At 51.8% G+C, this 17,333-nt stretch carries 17 protein-coding genes; 10 read left to right on the top strand and 7 right to left on the bottom strand.

Features of this window, described 5'->3' with window-relative positions:
- The first annotated feature begins 138 nt into the window (after positions 1-138).
- The 5 genes from EVX52_RS13685 to EVX52_RS13705 all read left to right on the top strand — a co-directional run bounded on the left by EVX52_RS13685 (position 139) and on the right by EVX52_RS13705 (position 2,932).
- Positions 139-582 carry a PTS sugar transporter subunit IIA gene (locus tag EVX52_RS13685; protein WP_129991492.1) on the top strand — a complete coding sequence of 148 codons (444 nt, stop codon included), beginning with the start codon at positions 139-141 and terminating at the stop codon, positions 580-582.
- A gap of 64 nt (positions 583-646) precedes the next feature.
- Positions 647-949, top strand: coding sequence for a PTS sugar transporter subunit IIB (locus tag EVX52_RS13690; protein ID WP_047606432.1), 303 nt, complete (start codon positions 647-649; stop codon positions 947-949).
- A 77-nt stretch (positions 950-1,026) separates the two neighbouring features.
- Positions 1,027-2,292 (top strand): PTS sugar transporter subunit IIC, encoded by a 1,266-nt coding sequence (locus tag EVX52_RS13695; protein WP_129953880.1) that lies wholly within the window; start codon positions 1,027-1,029, stop codon positions 2,290-2,292.
- A gap of 20 nt (positions 2,293-2,312) precedes the next feature.
- Complete coding sequence (locus EVX52_RS13700) at positions 2,313-2,630, top strand: hypothetical protein (RefSeq protein WP_205951598.1); 318 nt, start codon at positions 2,313-2,315, stop codon at positions 2,628-2,630.
- A 119-nt stretch (positions 2,631-2,749) separates the two neighbouring features.
- Entirely contained in the window at positions 2,750-2,932 is a 183-nt protein-coding gene (locus EVX52_RS13705; protein WP_129991493.1) for a 4-oxalocrotonate tautomerase, read from the top strand.
- 73 nt (positions 2,933-3,005) lie between these two features.
- Here EVX52_RS13705 and msrA read toward each other — a convergent pair whose 3' ends face one another.
- Positions 3,006-3,548, bottom strand: a complete 543-nt coding sequence (gene msrA, locus EVX52_RS13710; protein WP_129953882.1) for a peptide-methionine (S)-S-oxide reductase MsrA — start codon at positions 3,546-3,548, stop codon at positions 3,006-3,008.
- Positions 3,549-3,767: 219 nt separating this feature from the next.
- On the opposite strand from msrA, the gene EVX52_RS13715 reads away from it, so the two are divergent.
- Both EVX52_RS13715 and EVX52_RS13720 read left to right on the top strand, forming a co-directional pair.
- Positions 3,768-4,403: a carbonic anhydrase gene (locus EVX52_RS13715; protein ID WP_129953883.1), complete on the top strand. Its 636-nt coding sequence runs from the start codon at positions 3,768-3,770 to the stop codon at positions 4,401-4,403.
- A 152-nt stretch (positions 4,404-4,555) separates the two neighbouring features.
- A complete protein-coding gene (locus EVX52_RS13720; RefSeq protein ID WP_129991494.1) occupies positions 4,556-5,683 on the top strand; it encodes a GNAT family N-acetyltransferase in 1,128 nt (375 codons plus the stop codon).
- Positions 5,684-5,691: 8 nt separating this feature from the next.
- Here the strand turns inward: EVX52_RS13720 and EVX52_RS13725 are convergent, their stop codons facing one another.
- Together EVX52_RS13725 and EVX52_RS13730 are read right to left on the bottom strand one after the other, a co-directional pair.
- A complete protein-coding gene (locus EVX52_RS13725) occupies positions 5,692-7,539 on the bottom strand; it encodes an ABC transporter ATP-binding protein (protein WP_129991495.1) in 1,848 nt (615 codons plus the stop codon).
- Between the two features lie 103 nt (positions 7,540-7,642).
- Positions 7,643-9,142 (bottom strand): MDR family MFS transporter, encoded by a 1,500-nt coding sequence (locus EVX52_RS13730; RefSeq protein WP_129991496.1) that lies wholly within the window; start codon positions 9,140-9,142, stop codon positions 7,643-7,645.
- Positions 9,143-9,226: 84 nt separating this feature from the next.
- Between EVX52_RS13730 and EVX52_RS13735 the strand changes: the two genes are divergently transcribed.
- Together EVX52_RS13735 and EVX52_RS13740 are read left to right on the top strand one after the other, a co-directional pair.
- A complete protein-coding gene (locus EVX52_RS13735; RefSeq protein WP_129991497.1) occupies positions 9,227-9,919 on the top strand; it encodes a TetR/AcrR family transcriptional regulator in 693 nt (230 codons plus the stop codon).
- A gap of 132 nt (positions 9,920-10,051) precedes the next feature.
- Positions 10,052-11,266: an MFS transporter gene (locus EVX52_RS13740; RefSeq protein WP_129953890.1), complete on the top strand. Its 1,215-nt coding sequence runs from the start codon at positions 10,052-10,054 to the stop codon at positions 11,264-11,266.
- Here the strand turns inward: EVX52_RS13740 and EVX52_RS13745 are convergent.
- From EVX52_RS13745 to EVX52_RS13760, 4 genes are all read right to left on the bottom strand, one after another.
- Positions 11,238-11,990, bottom strand: coding sequence for an isocitrate lyase/phosphoenolpyruvate mutase family protein (locus tag EVX52_RS13745; protein ID WP_129991498.1), 753 nt, complete (start codon positions 11,988-11,990; stop codon positions 11,238-11,240). The two genes, EVX52_RS13740 and EVX52_RS13745, sit on opposite strands and share 29 nt — an antisense overlap.
- Positions 11,991-12,004: 14 nt before the next feature.
- A complete protein-coding gene (locus EVX52_RS13750; protein ID WP_240783471.1) occupies positions 12,005-13,075 on the bottom strand; it encodes a bifunctional transcriptional activator/DNA repair enzyme AdaA in 1,071 nt (356 codons plus the stop codon).
- 124 nt (positions 13,076-13,199) lie between these two features.
- Positions 13,200-15,257, bottom strand: a complete 2,058-nt coding sequence (gene dcp, locus EVX52_RS13755) for a peptidyl-dipeptidase Dcp (protein WP_370278345.1) — start codon at positions 15,255-15,257, stop codon at positions 13,200-13,202.
- 255 nt (positions 15,258-15,512) lie between these two features.
- A complete protein-coding gene (locus tag EVX52_RS13760) occupies positions 15,513-16,445 on the bottom strand; it encodes a hypothetical protein (RefSeq protein WP_129991499.1) in 933 nt (310 codons plus the stop codon).
- Positions 16,446-16,638: 193 nt separating this feature from the next.
- On the opposite strand from EVX52_RS13760, the gene EVX52_RS13765 reads away from it, so the two are divergent.
- The gene (locus tag EVX52_RS13765; protein WP_129991500.1) at positions 16,639-17,295 is read left to right on the top strand and encodes a Qnr family pentapeptide repeat protein; all 657 of its coding nucleotides are present in this window, start codon (positions 16,639-16,641) and stop codon (positions 17,293-17,295) included.
- Positions 17,296-17,333: the final 38 nt, after the last annotated feature.

Raw genomic sequence — 17,333 nt, forward strand, 5'->3', positions numbered from 1 at the left:
CCTCTACTATCATTCATTCTTTCAGGTTGTTTGAAATTATTATCGTTCATTGATGGCTAATAGGATTGGACAGATCACAGTTTTTATTTTAATTAAATATCATACTGAGAAAAGACCCTATTCATATGAAGAGGTATTATGTTAAGCGACTGGATTAATGAAAACAACACGCAAATCATTAGCAAAACAGATGACTGGAAAAGTGCAGTAGCAGTTGCCGTACAACCGTTAATTGATTCGGGCGCAGCGGAAAATCGCTATCTTCAGGCTATATATGATATGCACCGGGAGATCGGACCTTATTATGTTTTGGGCGAAGGTATTGCGATGCCACACGCCCGGCCTGAAGAAGGGGTTAACCGGACGGCACTGTCTTTGGTCATTGTTTCAGAAGGCGTTGAGTTTGGCAGTGAAGGTAATGATCCGGTTTACGTTATCTTCGCGCTGGCCGCGGTGGACAGCCATTCGCACATCGAAATGATTGCCAGCCTTTCCCATCTGTTCTGCGATGACGAGGCAGCGGAACGATTAAAACGCAGTAAAAACAAACAGGAAGCATTAGAGATTATCCGGCAGTTTTAGACGTGAAGTGAAAAAGATAAACATAACCCTTTATGAACACCTACAAAGAACGTAAGGAAAAATGATGAAAAAGCTATCAATCCTGGCGGTATGCGGTGCGGGTCTGGGCAGCAGTTTTGCCTGTGAAATGAGTATCGAAGCGGCACTGAAGGATCTGGGTGTGGAAGCCGATTTATCACATTGTGATATTTCCAGCGCCACGTCTTCAAGAGCTGACATTATTATGACCGGCGAGAATTTCAGATCGCAATTTCAGCATTACACCATTAATGCCAATATTATTTATCTGAAACGACTGGTGGATAAAAATGAAATAAAGACCAAGCTGACGCCTATTCTTCAGGAGATGGGGCATCTGGCCACGTAATAACACGCTGTCTTAATTCACAATACGTATAAATTAAATCAACAGAACAATTACCGTGAACTCTACAGGGGACGCTTATGTCTTTCCTTCACTTTATTGTCAATGATGTATTAGGCCAGGCATCAATATTAATATCACTGATCGCCATGATTGGTCTGATAGCATTAAAGAAAAGCACCGGGCAAGTTATTACCGGCACATTAAAAACGCTTCTGGGTTTTTTGGTTCTGCTTTCCGGTGCAAGTATTATTGTTAATGCCCTGACCTTTCTGGGTGAAATATTCCAGAAAGGGTTTCATATGCGCGGGATTGTTACCGACGTCGGTTCTATTGCCGGTATCGCACAGCAAACCCTCGGGCGTGAAACCGCATTAATTATGGTTCTGGCGTTTATCGTCAATATCCTGATTGCCCGCCTGACCCGTTTCAAATATATCTTTCTCACCGGACAGGCCTCCCTGTGGATGGCCACGGTATGTTCCGTTATCGGGTATATGGGCGGTTTGCGCGGTACGGAACTGATCCTGACCGGTGGCATTATTGCGGGCATTATGGCCGTCGGGATGCCGGTGCTGGCTCAGCCGATCGTGCGTAAAATCACCGGTTCCGATGACATTGCACTCGGCCATTTTTGCACCATCGGTTATATCGTGCAGGCGGGTGTGGCGAAAATCACCGGCGATGTCAGTAAAAGCACCGAAGATTTCGAGCTGCCGCAATCTTTCTCTTTTCTGCAGGACACCTACCTGTCGATGATGGTGGTGATGATCCCGATTTACCTGATCCCGGCGATTGCCGCAGGGCCGGAAGTCGTCGCGCCTTACGCCAATAACGTCAACTATCTGGTCTATTCGTTCCTGCAATCCATTCAGTTTGTGGTCGGCGTTTATGTTCTGCTGTCGGGTGTCCGCCTGTTGCTAGCGGAAATCGTACCGGCATTTCGCGGCATCGCCCTGCGCATTGTCCCGAACGCCATTCCGGCACTCGATTGCCCGGTGCTGTTTCCGTATGCACCGAACGCCGTCATTATCGGCTTCATCTCCACCACCATTGGCTCCGTCATCGGCATGTTCCTGTTTCCGAGCCTCGGGCTGGCGATGATTTTACCGGGCATGCTGACCAACTTCTTCGCGGGTGGCACAGCGGGCATCTTCGGCAATGCTGTCGGCGGGCGGCGCGGCGCAATTATCGGCGGCATCTTCCACGGCCTGTTTATCACCCTGCTGCCTGCGTTGCTGCTGCCGCTGCTGGGTAAGTTCGGCTTCTCGAACGTGACGTTCAGTGACTCAGACGTCATCAGCGTCGGGCTGGTATTCGGCCACATTCTTAACTTCTTCCACTAAGCAAACCGGAGAGCCTTCTTATGGATAAAAGTTTGGACACACGCATCGGACAAATTTTAGCGCAACAGATGCCGCCGCAGGCGTCGGCGAAAGCACTTAATGAACTGGGAAAACAGTATCAGGAACAGCAGGATCTGGACGCGGCCATTGCCTGCTGGGAGCAAAGCATGGCCTGTTATGGCAAACCCGGGTTTGCCCAGGCTCAGCTGATGAAAGCCTACAATGCCCGGCGACGTCAGTGCTCTGAAGCCGGTGACGGCAAAGGGCTGGAGCAATATTCTGAGAAAATCGATGCGCTGATGCAGCAAAGTAAGGATGCAATCCGCTACGGATTCTGAGGGAGCCAAAAGCCAGAACAGAGGTTCCGGCTTTTGTTTTTCACGTCTTTATTCTTCTCAATCCTTCCGTAGAATAGATTTTGCCCCCGTCGTGAGGGCCTAATAACGAAGGATTTACTATGCCGATGATCCGTTTGGAAATGTTGCCGGGCCGCACTGCTGAACAAAAACGCAATTTTGCCCGTGAAGTGACCCGCCTGGCGGTAGAAACGCTTAACTGTAAGCCTGAAAGTGTGGATGTGATAATCACTGAAATACCAAAATCACATTGGGCAAAAGGGGGCGTATTACCGGAAGAATAATAGGCGGGATTAAACGCCGTCAGCCAGCACAGAGAATGTGCTGGCTGAGCCGATAAAACGGCCAGAAACGTGATTACTTTTGCAAAGATTTCGTCCGCTGCGCAAAGCTCTTGCGCAATTTTTGCAGTTTCGGCGGGATCACCGCCATGCAGTAACGGTTCTGCTGTCCTGCGCCATCCCAGTAATTCTGGTGATAACCCTCGGCCACGTAGACTTCACCGAGCGGTTCAATGCTGGTGACAATCGGATCACTGTGATCATGTTGCGCACGCAGTATTGCCGCTTCCGCCTCTGCTTTTTGCTGGTCGTTAGCCGGGAAAATCGCTGAACGGTATTGCGTACCGACATCATTCCCCTGACGGTTAAGCTGGGTCGGATCGTGCGTCGCAAAATGGATATCCAGTAAATCGCCGTAGGTCAGTTTTTCCGGGTCAAACCCTACACGGATGGCTTCCGCATGGCCGGTCGTGCCGGTGCAAACCTGTTCATAATTCGGATTCGGACGACGCCCGCCGGTGTACACACTTTCCACCGACTCCACGCCGATGACGTCTTTGAACACCGCTTCCGTACACCAGAAACAGCCGCCACCGAAAATAGCGTATTCGATTGTCATACAGACTCCTTCACTGAGGGGGTAGAAGAAATATGGGGACGAATAGCATTGAGATAAAGGTATGGCATTAAAAAAACAGAATGTGAAATTTTATCCCCGGTAAATGATATTATTTTGCACCCGCTTATTTCCCTGTAAATAGTGTTGATATTTCGTCTGATTGATCTGGCTTTTTTTTCGTGGCAGACTCACTGGCATTGAAATACATGGAATTCCCCTATGAAAGACGTCATTGAAGGTTTCCTCAGATTCCAGAAAGAAGCGTTTCCGCAACGCTCTAACTTATTCAAAAAACTCGCGTTAAACCAAAATCCTAAAACCTTGTTTATCTCCTGTTCTGACAGCCGGCTAGTGCCGGAATTGGTCACGCAGCGTGAACCGGGCGAACTGTTTGTTATCCGTAATGCCGGTAATATTGTGCCGCCATTCGGGCCGGAACCGGGCGGCGTTTCCGCCACGGTAGAATATGCCGTCATGGCGCTGGGCGTGAAAGATATCGTGATCTGCGGGCACTCCAACTGCGGCGCAATGAGCGCTATTGCGAACTGCACCTGTCTGGATCACATGCCGGCAGTCGCCCACTGGCTGCGTTATTCCGATGCCGCGAAAGCCATCAATGAATCCGTCGAACACGAAAACCCCGAGGCCCGCGTCAACGGTATGGTGCACCAGAACGTCGTTGCCCAGCTCAGTAACCTGCGCACACACCCTTGCGTTGCCGTCGCGCTGGCGAAAGGGGAAATTACCCTGCACGGCTGGGTTTATGATATTGAATCGGGTTCTATCGAAGCTTTCGATGCGAAAAGCGGCGCTTTTATTTCGCTGTCTGATAACCCTGAAGTCAGAGCCAGTTAATTAAAACATCCGGAACATTTGTAAATAATGTTCCGGATGATAAATCATCGACTTAAGTCTTATTATAGTGTTGTCTTCACCTCTGCCGTAATATCCCCCTGCCTGAACGACAGTTAACCGATTTCTCTTTTACGCCACAGCGAGAATAATTGATGTCTGTTATTACGTTAAACCGTCTGGCCGATTGTCCTGCCGCACAGTGGGATGCGCTGGTGCCTGCGCAGCAGCCTTTCCTGAGCCATGCATTTTTATCCGCGCTGGAAGACAGCGGCAGCCTGGGGCCACATTCCGGCTGGCGTCCGCAGCACCTTCTCTGGCAGGAAAACGGCGAAATCTGCGCCGCCATTCCCGGCTACCGCAAGCACCATTCTTATGGCGAATATGTGTTTGATCAGGGCTGGGCAGATGCCTGCCAGCGTTCAGGCATTGCTTATTACCCGAAATGGCTGGGCGCCGTACCCTTCAGCCCGGTGACCGGCGCAAGGTTGCTGGGTGAGGAATCGGCGGTGATCAATCTGTTACAGACATTGCCTGATTATCTGGAAGAGAATGGCCTGACCGGTGCGCATATTAATTTTACTGACGAACGCGCCAACCGGCTGATGGGCGATCAGGCGGTCTGGCAGCACCGTCAGGGCCTGCAGTATCACTGGCAAAACCGTGGCTACCGGGATTTTCAGGATTACCTCGACGCGCTGACGTCGCGTAAGCGCAAACAGTTTCGCAAAGAGCGGGAACAGGTGGCGTCACAAGGAATCGATTTTGTCTGGCGGGAAGGTGCGCAGGTCACAGAAGCGCAATGGGATTTCGTCTATGCCTGTTACAGCAATACCTATGCAGTTCGCGGCCAGTCGCCGTATCTGACCCGCACTTTTTTCAGCCTGCTGGCGGAAAGAATGCCGCAGGCTATCCGCGTGGTGTTTGCTCAGCAAAACGGCCGCGACGTGGCGATGGCCTTCAGCTTAATCAGCGGCGATACGTTTTATGGCCGCTACTGGGGATGTGTAGCGGAATTTGACCGGCTCCATTTCGAGACCTGTTTTTATCAGGGAATGGAATATGCGATTGCCAGCGGACTGGCGCGTTTCGACGCGGGGGCACAAGGGGAACACAAGCTGCTGCGCGGTTTTGAACCGGTGATCACCGACTCCTGGCACTATTTACGGCATCCGGGTTTGCGCGATGCCGTGGAGGATTTTCTGGTGGAAGAACGTGCCGCCGTGCAGCGCTGGGCCGATGAAGCCCGTGAAGTGCTGCCCTACCGGCACGACGTCTGTTAAGTGCGGCCTTAATCCATACCGACAAAACCGCCGGTCTGGTGTTGCCATAAGCGCGCATAAAGACCACCGTGCGCCAGCAGCTCGGCGTGATTACCCGTCTCGACAATCTGTCCTTTTTCCAGCACCACCAGACGATCCATTTTGGCGATGGTCGATAAGCGGTGTGCAATCGCAATCACCGTTTTGCCGCCCATCAGCGTCTCCAGACTTTCCTGGATTGCCGCTTCCACTTCGGAATCCAGCGCCGACGTGGCTTCATCCATGATCAGGATCGGGGCGTTTTTCAGTAATACACGGGCAATCGCAATACGCTGACGCTGCCCGCCGGAAAGTTTAACGCCGCGTTCGCCGACATGCGCATCCAGCCCGGTTCTGCCCAGTGAATCATAAAGCTGCGGGATAAATTCATCGGCACGCGCCTGACGGATTGCCCGCTGCAACTCTTCTTCCGTCGCGCCCGGTCTGCCATAAAGCAGATTATCGCGGATTGAACGGTGCAACAGTGAGGTGTCCTGCGTGATCATACCGATTTGGGCGCGCAGGCTTTCCTGAGTGACCTCCGCAATATTCTGCTGATCAATCAAAATACGGCCACCGTCGATGTCATAAAGACGCAACAGCAGATTGACCAGTGTGGATTTCCCCGCACCGGACGGTCCGATCAGACCGATCTTCTCGCCGGGGCGAATCGCCAGATCCAGATTCGGGATCACCCGGCCACCTTTGCCGTCATTCTCTTTTCCATAGTTAAATTCAATATGATCGAAATGGATCGCACCCTGATCCACTTTCAGCGCTTTCGCCTGCGGAATATCCGTTACCGTCAGCGTCCGCGCAATGGTGTGCAGCCCATCCTGTACCATGCCGATATTTTCAAAAATACCGTTCACCACCCACATGATCCAACCGGACATATTCACGATACGAATAACCAGACCCGTCGCCAGCGCGATAGCCCCGACGCTTATCAGCGACTGCGTCCACAACCACAGAGCCAGACCGGTGGTGCTGACAATCAGCAACCCGTTCAGCGTGGTGATCGACACATCCATCCCCGTGACCAGGCGCCCTGCCAGCTGGGTTTTCTCGGTCTGTTCAGTGATCGCTTCGCGCGCGTATTTCTGCTCAAGATCCGTATGGGCGAACAGTTTCAGCGTTGTGATATTGGTGTAACCGTCGACGATACAACCCATCAGCTTTGAACGCGCTTCCGATGATTGCACCGAGCGTTGTTTCACGCGCGGCACGAAATAACGCAGACAGATACCGTAGCCAAAAATCCAGATAATCAGCGGGATCATCAGCCGCCAGTCCGCCTCGGCAAACAGGAATAATGCACTGGCGGCATAAATGACCACATGCCAGATGGCGTCCACCGCCTGCACCGCCGAATCGCGCAGCGAGTTACCGGTCTGCATAATGCGCTGGGCAATGCGTCCGGCGAAATCGCTCTGGAAAAAGTTCAGGCTCTGTTTGAGGACATACTTGTGGTTCTGCCAGCGGATCATGCTGGTCATGCCCGGACTGATGGTCTGGTGAACCAGCAAATCATGCAGCCCGATAAATACCGGCCGCAGGATCATCGCGACCGCCGCCATCCAGAGAAGCTCGCCCCTATGGTCGGTGAAAAAACTGCCCGGCGGGGTGTCTTTGGTCAGGTCGATAATCTGGCTGAGATAGCTGAACAGCGAGACTTCGATCAGCGCACCGATCAGCCCCACCACCAGTAAAATAGCGAAACTCGGCCAGACCTGGCGCAGATAATAAACATAGAAAGGCAGTACCTGATCCGGCGGCTTAACGGCCGGTGCCTCACGGAAGATGTCGATCATTCGCTCGAAACGGCGAAACAGCATAGCGGATCCCCTTTATGATATCCCTGTCGGCGTTGCTGGTTTCCATGCCATTTCAACGCCGTAAAGGGCAAAGCTTAGTGCAAATCACAGGGAGTATGGCCGGTTATTTCTTCAGCACAGCATCTTTTTGTAACAGCGACAGGACAAACGCCAGCACCATCACGCACGCGGCAATCAGATACACCGAGTGCAACGCCGAGCCAAAGGCCTGCAAATAATCAGCACGGATGGCGGCCGGTAATTCCTGCACCGCCTGCGCACCCAGCGAGCGCGGAAGCACCGTGCCTTCGGGGATCAATGCCCCCAGCTGATCACGCAGCACATGGGTAAAAATCGCACCAAACATTGCCACGCCGATGGAACCACCGATAGAACGGAACAGCGTCACCCCGGATGTTGCCACCCCCATCTGCTTCATCGACACCGCATTTTGCACCGCCAGCACCAGCACCTGCATCACCATGCCCAGCCCGAGGCCGAGCACACCGATATAGAGATACAACATATGCACCGGTGTGCTGACTTTCAGAAAGCCCAGCAACACCATGCCGGCAAAACTCAGCAACGTCCCGATAATCGGGAAGATGCGGTAGCGCCCGATGCGGCTAATCAGACGTCCGCTGATAACCGAGCTGACCAGCAGCGCGGCCATCAGCGGCAACAGTTGCATCCCGGCTTGTGACGGCGACGAGCCTTTCACCACCTGCAAATACAGCGGCAGAAAGGTCATCGACCCCATCAGAGACATACCGATAATAAAGCTTATTGCACAACTCAGCAGGAACGTACGGTCACGGAACAGGCCCAGCGGAATAATCGGCTCTGCCGCCAGCGTCTCTTCATAAATGAAGCCACCGAGGGTCACAATACCGAACGCCAGAATGCACCACAGCTGAGGATCTGACCACTGATACACCGTGCCCCCTTCGCTGGTGAACAAAATAATGCAGGTCAGCGCCGCCGCGAGATAACCCGCACCGAGAAAATCAATTTCATGGCGGATACGCGCGGTCTGCGATTTCAGGGCCACACCAATCACCAGCAGGGCGAAGATCCCCAGCGGCAGATTGATATAGAAAATCCAGCGCCATGAAATATGCTCAACCAGAAAACCGCCAATCAGCGGCCCGATAACTGTCGCAAGGCCAAATACACCGCCGAATAACCCCTGATATTTACCGCGCTCTGCAGGCGGAATCACATCACCGACCGCAGCCATACTGACCACCATCAGCCCGCCGCCGCCCAGCCCCTGTAAAGCACGCATCAGGATCAGCTGAGTCATGTTCTGCGCCAGTCCGCACAATACGGAACCGAGCAAAAACACGATAATCGCCGTTTGCAGCACAATTTTGCGGCCGAGCAGATCACCAAACTTACCGTACAGCGGCACCACAATCGTGGAGGCCAGCAGATATGAGGTCACCACCCACGAGAGCTGTTCCATCCCGCCGAGTTCACTGACGATGGTCGGCAGCGCGGTGGAGACTATCGTCTGGTCAAGTGCGGCCAGCAACATCACCAGCATCAGCGCAGAGAACAGCAGCTTTATCGAAGGCTTCTGTTGCACTACCTCGCCTGGTGCCGAATTTATTGTCGTCATGAATGAGATCCTGACTTGTAATTAATTAACGATATAATTAATATTGAAGCATCAAACTCATCTGGTCAATGGATCATCTTTCTTATGGCAGACAGAAAAATCTCAGAAACGCCAGGATCTGCACAAAAAGATCCCACGGCAGCCGCGCGTCGTCCGGGTCGTCCCCGCAGTGGCAAAAAAGGCGCAGACAAGCGTGAACTGCTGCTGGACGCCGCCCTGAAACTGTTTGCCCAATACGGCATCGCCGAAACACCGCTGAGCATGATCGCCAAAGAAGCTGGCGTCACTACCGCCATGCTGCATTATTATTTCAAGACCCGTGAACAGTTGCTGGACGTGATGATCGACGAACGTTTTCAGCCGGTGCGTGCCGGATTTACGGACATTTTCGAAACGCATGCCGATGACCCGCTGATGGCGATCACCAACATGGCGCAATGCATGATTGATGCGGCAGAAAAATACCCGTGGGTAGCACCGCTGTGGGTACGCGAAGTCATCAGCGAAAGCGGTATGCTGAAAAAACGCATGGAAGAACGTAACGGCGATAAAAACCGGAAAATCGTACAGGAGTGCATTATCCGCTGGCAGGCAGAAGGACGGCTAAACCCGGATCTTAATCCGGCATTGTTGTTCATTTCCCTGTTCGGCCTGACGCTGTTCCCGATGGCCTCAATGAAAATGAGACAGGGAGGCGTATCGCCCATTTCCCCCGACATGTTGCGTAAACACGTCACCCTTTTGCTGTTCCACGGCGTTGCACCGCAGAAGCCGTAAGCCGGATCACGATAAGCGCGGGTCAAGCCGCGCAACTCTCTTAATTCCCTCTTTTTTGTAATGAAAAAAACTGTGCAGACTGTTTTATGATGTAAATAAAATGTTGCTGTTAATCAGGGAATACCGTTCAACATGAAGGGAATGCCACCGTTAATTCTTGCTTTGCTCGCCAGTTCGTTAGTACTCACTATCGGGCGTGGTGTCACGCTGCCGTTTATTACTATTTATCTGACCGAGCACTATCATCTGCTGCCCAAAAGCGTCGGAATTATTCTCGGTGCCAGTCTGGCTATCGGTATTCTCAGCAGTCTTTACGGTGGCTATCTGGTGGATAAGTTCAATCACCGGACGCTGATTACCGCCTCAGTCAGCCTGTTCGGGCTGAGTTTTTTGCTGTTGCCGTTTCTGCCGGATGTGACCGGCGTACTGCTGGTTCTGGCATTGCTGAATGCCTCTTACGCCCTGCTCAGCATTACGCTCAAAGCCTGTATCGCCAGCTGGCTACCGGTGGAAAAGCGGGTGAAGGCCTTCTCAATGAACTATACGCTGGTAAACGTCGGCTGGGCTGTGGGCTCATCGCTGGGTGTCTGGCTAGCGGGTTTCAGCCCGATGCTGCCGTTTGTGATTTCCGGCATGCTGGCACTGGGTACTGTGTTGTCCCTGACGTGGGGGCTACGTAATATTCCCCATAAATCGCCACAAGCAGAACAGGAACAGCAACCCCTGCCGAAACCCAACCTTCGCCAGACACTGAGCATTCTGGCTCATGACCGTCGCCTGATTTACTTCACACTGGGCAGCACACTGGGTTCGGTGGTGTTCGGGCAATTCGCCGGTTACCTCTCGCAGTATCTGATTCTGGTGACCAGTGCGGCCTTCGCCTATAAAATTATCGGCGCGGTGATGATCACCAACGCCGTGATTGTTATCGTCTTCCAGTACGCATTAAGCAGCAGGATGAAACAAAACAGTCTGCTGAAATGGCTGCTTCTCGGTACTCTGTTCTTCATCATCGGTCTGACCGGCTTTATGACTGCCGGACAATCGGTGTTGTTCTGGGTGGTCGCAATGGCGATTTTCAGTTTTGGCGAACTGATTGTTATCCCGGTGGAATACATGTTTATCGACTTTATCGCGCCGGAAAACATGAAAGGCAGCTATTACGGCATGCAGAACCTGAGCAATCTGGGTGGCGCGATAAATCCGGTCATGTGCGGTTTGCTGCTCAGTTACGCCGCCCCGCCGGTGATGTTTATCGCGCTGATCGCCGCCTCCGCTGGCGGGCTGATATTCTTCTGGATGGGGCACAGGCTGGCGGCTAATACAACGCGCGCGCCTGCTGTTTGAGGTTCTCCATCAGCCCGATATAAGGGTGCGGGCCATAGCTTATCCGGCTGACACCCGCCGCCGTGAGATCAGCCAGCGGCGGGGTCAGGTTGCTGGTCATAATATTCACCGGCAGCGCTGATACCTCACAGAGTTCGGCAATCAGTGTCAGGTCGCTCAAACCGGGAGCAAAAAAACCGCTGGCACCCGCATCCTGATAAGCGCTCAGCCGCTTTTTGGCTTCGGCCATCAGTGCAGGATGCCGTGACTGATCACTTTCCTGTAAAAAAATATCGGTTCGTGCGTTGATAAACAAAGCAATTCCCTGAGTTTCCGCCACCTGACGCAGTGAGCTCAGCATCCCGCATTGTTCACGGATGCCGTTCAGTGCGGATAATCCCATTCGCTGATCTTCAACATTAATGCCCACCACACCGGCCTGCAAAAGTGCGCTCAGATTATCGCGACGGTCAGCACCATAACCCGTTTCGAAATCCACCGTGAGCGGCAGACTGACAACACAGGCAATACGTTGCACCGTCTGCAACAAACGGGCGAAAGGCATGGCTTCGCCATCCTGATAGCCCTGCGCTGCCGCACACGACCAACTGCCGGTCGCGATGGCTTTTGCCCCCGCCTGTTCCACAGCCAGCGCACTTCCCGCATCCCAGATGTTGTATAAAATGACCGGATCGTTTTTGCGGTGAAGCTGTGAAAATGCCAATGCCTGACGTTGCTGACTCATACTCTGCTCCTCATTTAGCGGCTCAGCGCCATTCTTCTTTCGTGTTCAATCAGCCACCGCTTTCGCCATAATCCGCCACCATAACCGGTCAGCGAACCGTCGGCACCCATCACGCGATGACAAGGGATCAGAATTGAAATTTGGTTAGCACCGTTAGCCCGGGCGACTGCGCGGCAAGCCGTTGCCTGCCCGATATCGGCAGCCAGCGCGGAATAACTGCGTAACTCACCTGCCGGAATGGCTTTGAGCGCATCCCAGACTTTGCGGGTAAACAACGAACCGAACTCCGCCAGCGGCGTGACGAATGTGTATTTTTCGCCTGTGAAATACGCCTTCAGTTCGTCTTCAACCTGATCAATTAGCGGATTACGGCCAAAAATGATTTCAGATGACGTCAGCTGTTTCAGCCGCTCGATTTCATTGGGCAATGCCGGACGATCAATAAACTCCAGCAGATACAGCGCATCCCCGCTGGCAATCGCCAGCATGGAACCGATCGGCGTATCCAGCCAGTCAGCTTTCAGAAACTGATGCTTTCTGGCCTGGCTGGGATTCAGCCCGATTTGCCGGCTTATCGCCGCACGGAATCCGCTCCCGGATTCAAAACTGGCATCCAGCTGGGCGTCAATGACCGGCTCACCGCCGGCCAGCGCATCGACACCTTTGCCGATCCTGCGCAAGCGCGCCATTTCCAGAAAAGTGATGCCAAACTGTCGTTTAAAGGCCCGGCGGACAGTGGAAGGATCAACGTTCATTGCCTGAACATCCCCTTCACTCCACTTTCTTTCCGGTTCTTTCTCGAGTGCAGCAAGCAATTTCAGCACCAGCGGGTCTTTTTCTCCGCCCTGCATGAGCGGCCTGCAGCGTTTACAGGGACGAAATCCTGCTTCCATCGCGCTGACCATCGACGGGTAAAATACCGAGTTCTCACGTTTAGGCTTTCGTGCCGGACAAGTCAGACGGCAGAAAATACCGGTGCTTTTAACGCCGACAAAAGCAAAGCCGTCATAGGCCGGATCACGGGCAATCAGCGCAGCATAAAGCACATTATCGTCAGGCAAATCGAAAAGCATGATTTCACTCACAGGCGGGATACGTGAGGAAAAGCATAGGGGAATTTCAGCAGAGGAAGCGACGTTTTTCGGGCGTTGATTTAAATATTTATGACAAGATAAACCATGCCCGGCCTGATACCGGGCATGGCCATGTTTACTCCTCCAGCCCGCGATTTTTCAGCATCGGTTCAATCGACGGCGCTTTGCCACGCCAGGTTTCGTAGAGTTTTTCCAGGTCTTCGCTGTTGCCGCGTGAGAGGATCTGATCACGGAATTTCTGACCATTCTCCCGCGTCAGTCCCCCCTGTTCGGTGATACCCGCAAAGGCATCATCGGCCAGCATTTCGGTCCACAGATAGGCGTAATATCCCGCCGCATAACCGTTACCCCAGATATGCTGGAAATAGCTGGAACGGTAGCGCGGTGGCACATACGCCAGATTCACCTTGTCTTTCGCCAGCGAATCCGCTTCAAACTTATCAACATCCTGCTGCGGTGCGTCCGCGCTCAGGCTGTGCCAGTGCATATCCAGCAGCGCGGCCGCCAGAAGCTCGGTCATGTCATAACCTTTGTTGAACTTACTGGCTTTCTCGATTTTGTCCTGCAAGGCCTGCGGCATCACCTGACCGGTCTGATAATGTTTGGCGAAGTGAGTAAATACTTTCGGATCACTCGCCCAGTGCTCGTTAAACTGCGACGGGAATTCGACAAAATCACGCGGCGTCGCCGTGCCGGAAAGGCCCGGATATTCCTGATCGGCAAACAGGCCATGCAGCGTGTGGCCAAACTCGTGGAACATCGTAATCACGTCATCCCATGACAGCAATGCCGGTTGTCCCGCAGCCGGTTTCTGGAAATTCGCCACGTTATATATCACGGGCTTGTTACCCAGCAGTTTCGACTGATCGACGTAATTACTCATCCACGCGCCGCCACCTTTATTATCGCGCTGATAGTAATCGGCGTAGAACAACGCCATCGATTTGCCATCCTTATCGAATACCTCAAAAACCCGCACGTCAGGGTTATATACCGGCAGGTCTTTGCGTTCTTTAAAGCTAATGCCATACAGCAGGTTAGCGGCATAAAACACACCGTTTTCCAGTACATTATTCAGCTCGAAATACGGTTTGATCTGCGCGTCGTCCAGATCGTATTTTTCCTTACGAACCTGCTGTGCGTAATGCTGCCAGTCCCAGGCAGCCATTTTGAAGCCGCCGTTCTGTTTATCGATTTCCGCCTGGATATCGGCGGCCTCACGCTGCGCACGGGCGGTCGCTGCCGGCACAATCTTATGCATAAAATCCAGTGCAGCCTGAGGCGTTTTCGCCATCTGGTCTTCCAGCTTCCACGCCGCATAGCTCGGGAAGCCCAGCACCCGGGCCTGCTCCGCACGCACTTTTGCCAGCTTCGCAATCAGTTCACGGGTGTCATTCGCATCGCCTTTTTCAGCACGATTGACGGAGGCTTCATACAACGCTTTACGCGTTTCACGATTATCCAGCGACTGCAATAACGGCTGCTGGGTGGTATTTTGCAGCACCAGAAGCCAGGCGTTATCCAGCTTGCGGTCTTTGGCGGCCTGCGCGGCAGCCGATAATTCGGCATCGCTCAGCCCGGCCAGCTGCGCTTTGTCTCTCACCGTCAGCCCGCCTGCTTTGGTCGCGGCCAGCAATTTGTTGGTGAACTGCGTGCTGAGTGTCGCAGCCTGCTGGTTCAGCGCCTTAAGTTTATCTTTATCCGCATCAGAAAGATTAGCGCCTGCCAGTTCGAAATCCTTAAAGGTCACCTCAATCAGGCGCTGTGATTCAGGAGAAATTTTCAGACTGCTGCGCTGATCATAGACAGCTTTCAATCGGGCAAAAAGCTTGCTGTTAAGATGGATGCTGTCATCCATTGCCGCCAGTTTTGGCGAAGTCTCTTCATCAATTTTTTGCAGCGTGTCGTTGGTGTTCGCACCGGTCATCGCACCAAAAACATTCAGCACGCGCCCGAGCATAACGCCGGATTTTTCCAGCGCTACGTAGGTATTTTCAAAGGTTGGTGGGGCAGTATCACTGGCGATTTTATCGACTTCAGCGAGTTTCTGCCGGATACCTTCGAGGATCGCCGGTTCGTAATCGCTGTCTTTATAGAGATTAAATTGTGGCGCCTGATATTCCAGCGGGCTGGGCTTCAGAAACGGATTATCGGCACTGATGGTGTTTTTCATGACGTGCTCCTGCGTTGATACCGGTGCAGATGGGGATTGTTCAGCGGACGCGTATTGGCCGTATGCCAGAGTAATAGCCAGAAAAAGAGGAGAAAGACGCATAGGGGATTTTCCTTTACCTGAGTTCCTTTAAGTCTTTGAGCATAGTAACAGGCAGGGGATTGGGCAAAATTAAGGGGGAGAAATTTACAGATAACCTTATGTTGCCCAATAAGAATGTACTTTATTCCCCCCGCCTCAGCCGGCAGCAGACGATCAGTCTTCAGCCCCTGAGTCGTCGGATCCGGAACTTAAATAATCGAGATCAGAGTCTTCATCAATCCCGCTTGAACTTAAGCTCCTGACTTGTGGCTTGTAATACTCATTGTTTATCGTGTATTGCTCAGATTGGATACCCACCATTTTCGGAACGCGAATTTCCGGCCGGTAAAAACTGTTAACGACGTTAGAAAGCTGGGCATCACTTCTGGCAGAAAGGATAATTTCCTGGTCAGCTGGCGGCAAAGTTCTGTTAGTGAGAATAATAGAATAAGCCAGCCCTAAAACAGAGAACATTTTCCCGTTAAAAATTATCGAAAGGCGGTTAAACTCACGGGCTTCTAATAATCTGATCGCTTCCCTGCTCAGAGCCGGAATATGACACCTCGGCTTCACCAGAGCCACCTGGTCAGTTAAAACCAGCGACGAATTCCGAAAAACAGGATGAGAATAGGCTATTTTATAAAAAATACTGCCAAAGCGGCTTGAAGATTTCAGTAAGGGTAATCCAACTTCTAAAGAAAAAAACACATAGCCATCATTTCCCAACATGGAAATATCGATAGGCTGAGTGTTGCTGTTATTAAACCTGATCCCCTTGCCCGTTAGTTCCTTCCTGGAATATAAAATCAGATCACCCGCCTTATTAACCACATCGGGGGAATTTGTACAGTGAACGGCATAGAAAGAGGACTGTGTAAGTACATTGAAAAAAATCTGCTCCTGAACGGTCAGTTTCCCCAGAGCAATACGTAATTCGTGGTAATTATGCAAGGAATAGCCATCGAGTGTTTTGTTACCTGACTTCCATAAAATGCCATTGCGCATCATGCTCTCACTCGTCTGAGAAGACCATCGGTTGCGTATATTATGTAAGAGCTTTTTGCCTGCGGCATTCTGAGTGAGAATTTTATTATCCGGCGTAAGCATATATTAACACTCCATGTTAAACAGAAAATAATAAACACTTTAAAATAAAAAAATATAATTAACCACTTATATAATCATTAACCACGCCGAAAATTCTATAGTAAACCTGAGCACAGCCGGAAAAATTATTATACGGAACTGAGTATTTCTGATAAATTATTCATAAACGAAATAAGAACTATAGGGATTGATAATGTTCACCAATCAACTATTTACTGACCAGCGTTTTAGCATGAAGCAATTTACCGGCGAAACGCTGGAGAACTGCCGTTTTTATCGCTGCCGTTTTGACAGCACCGATCTGTCGGAAACAGCGTTTGTCGATTGTCTGTTTTACGATGATGAAGAGCAAAAAGGCTGCTCTTTCCAGCATGCCAAATTGCAGGATGCCAGCTTCAAACGCTGTGATCTGACGATGGCTGATTTCAAAAACATTCAGGCTTTAGGCTGTGAAATCCGCGAATGCAAAGCTACCGGCGCAGATTTCAGCGGCGCGAGTTTTATGAATATGATCACTTCACGTACCTGGTTTTGCAGCGCGTTCATGACCAAAAATAACTTCAGCTACGCCAACTTCAGCAAAGTCATCCTGGAGAAATGCGAACTGTGGGAAAACCGCTGGACGGGCGCAAATGTGCAGGGCGCAAACTTCAGTGGCTCCGACCTTTCCGGTGGCGAATTCACCGAATTCGACTGGAACAATGTCAACATCACCCATTGCGACCTGACGAACTCCGATCTGGGCGAGCTGAACATCCGTAAGGTCGATCTGGATGGCGTGAAAATCGATGACTGGCAGCAGAGTCATCTGCTGGAGAAGTTGGGGATGATTGTGGTCTTTTCAAAGTGAGAGTATTCGAAATAAATATTGTTGACCGCGTTACGCCC

This window comes from Rahnella sp. CFA14(1/10), assembly GCF_004195095.1.
In the GTDB taxonomy this organism is placed as follows: Bacteria; Pseudomonadota; Gammaproteobacteria; order Enterobacterales; family Enterobacteriaceae; genus Rahnella; species Rahnella perminowiae.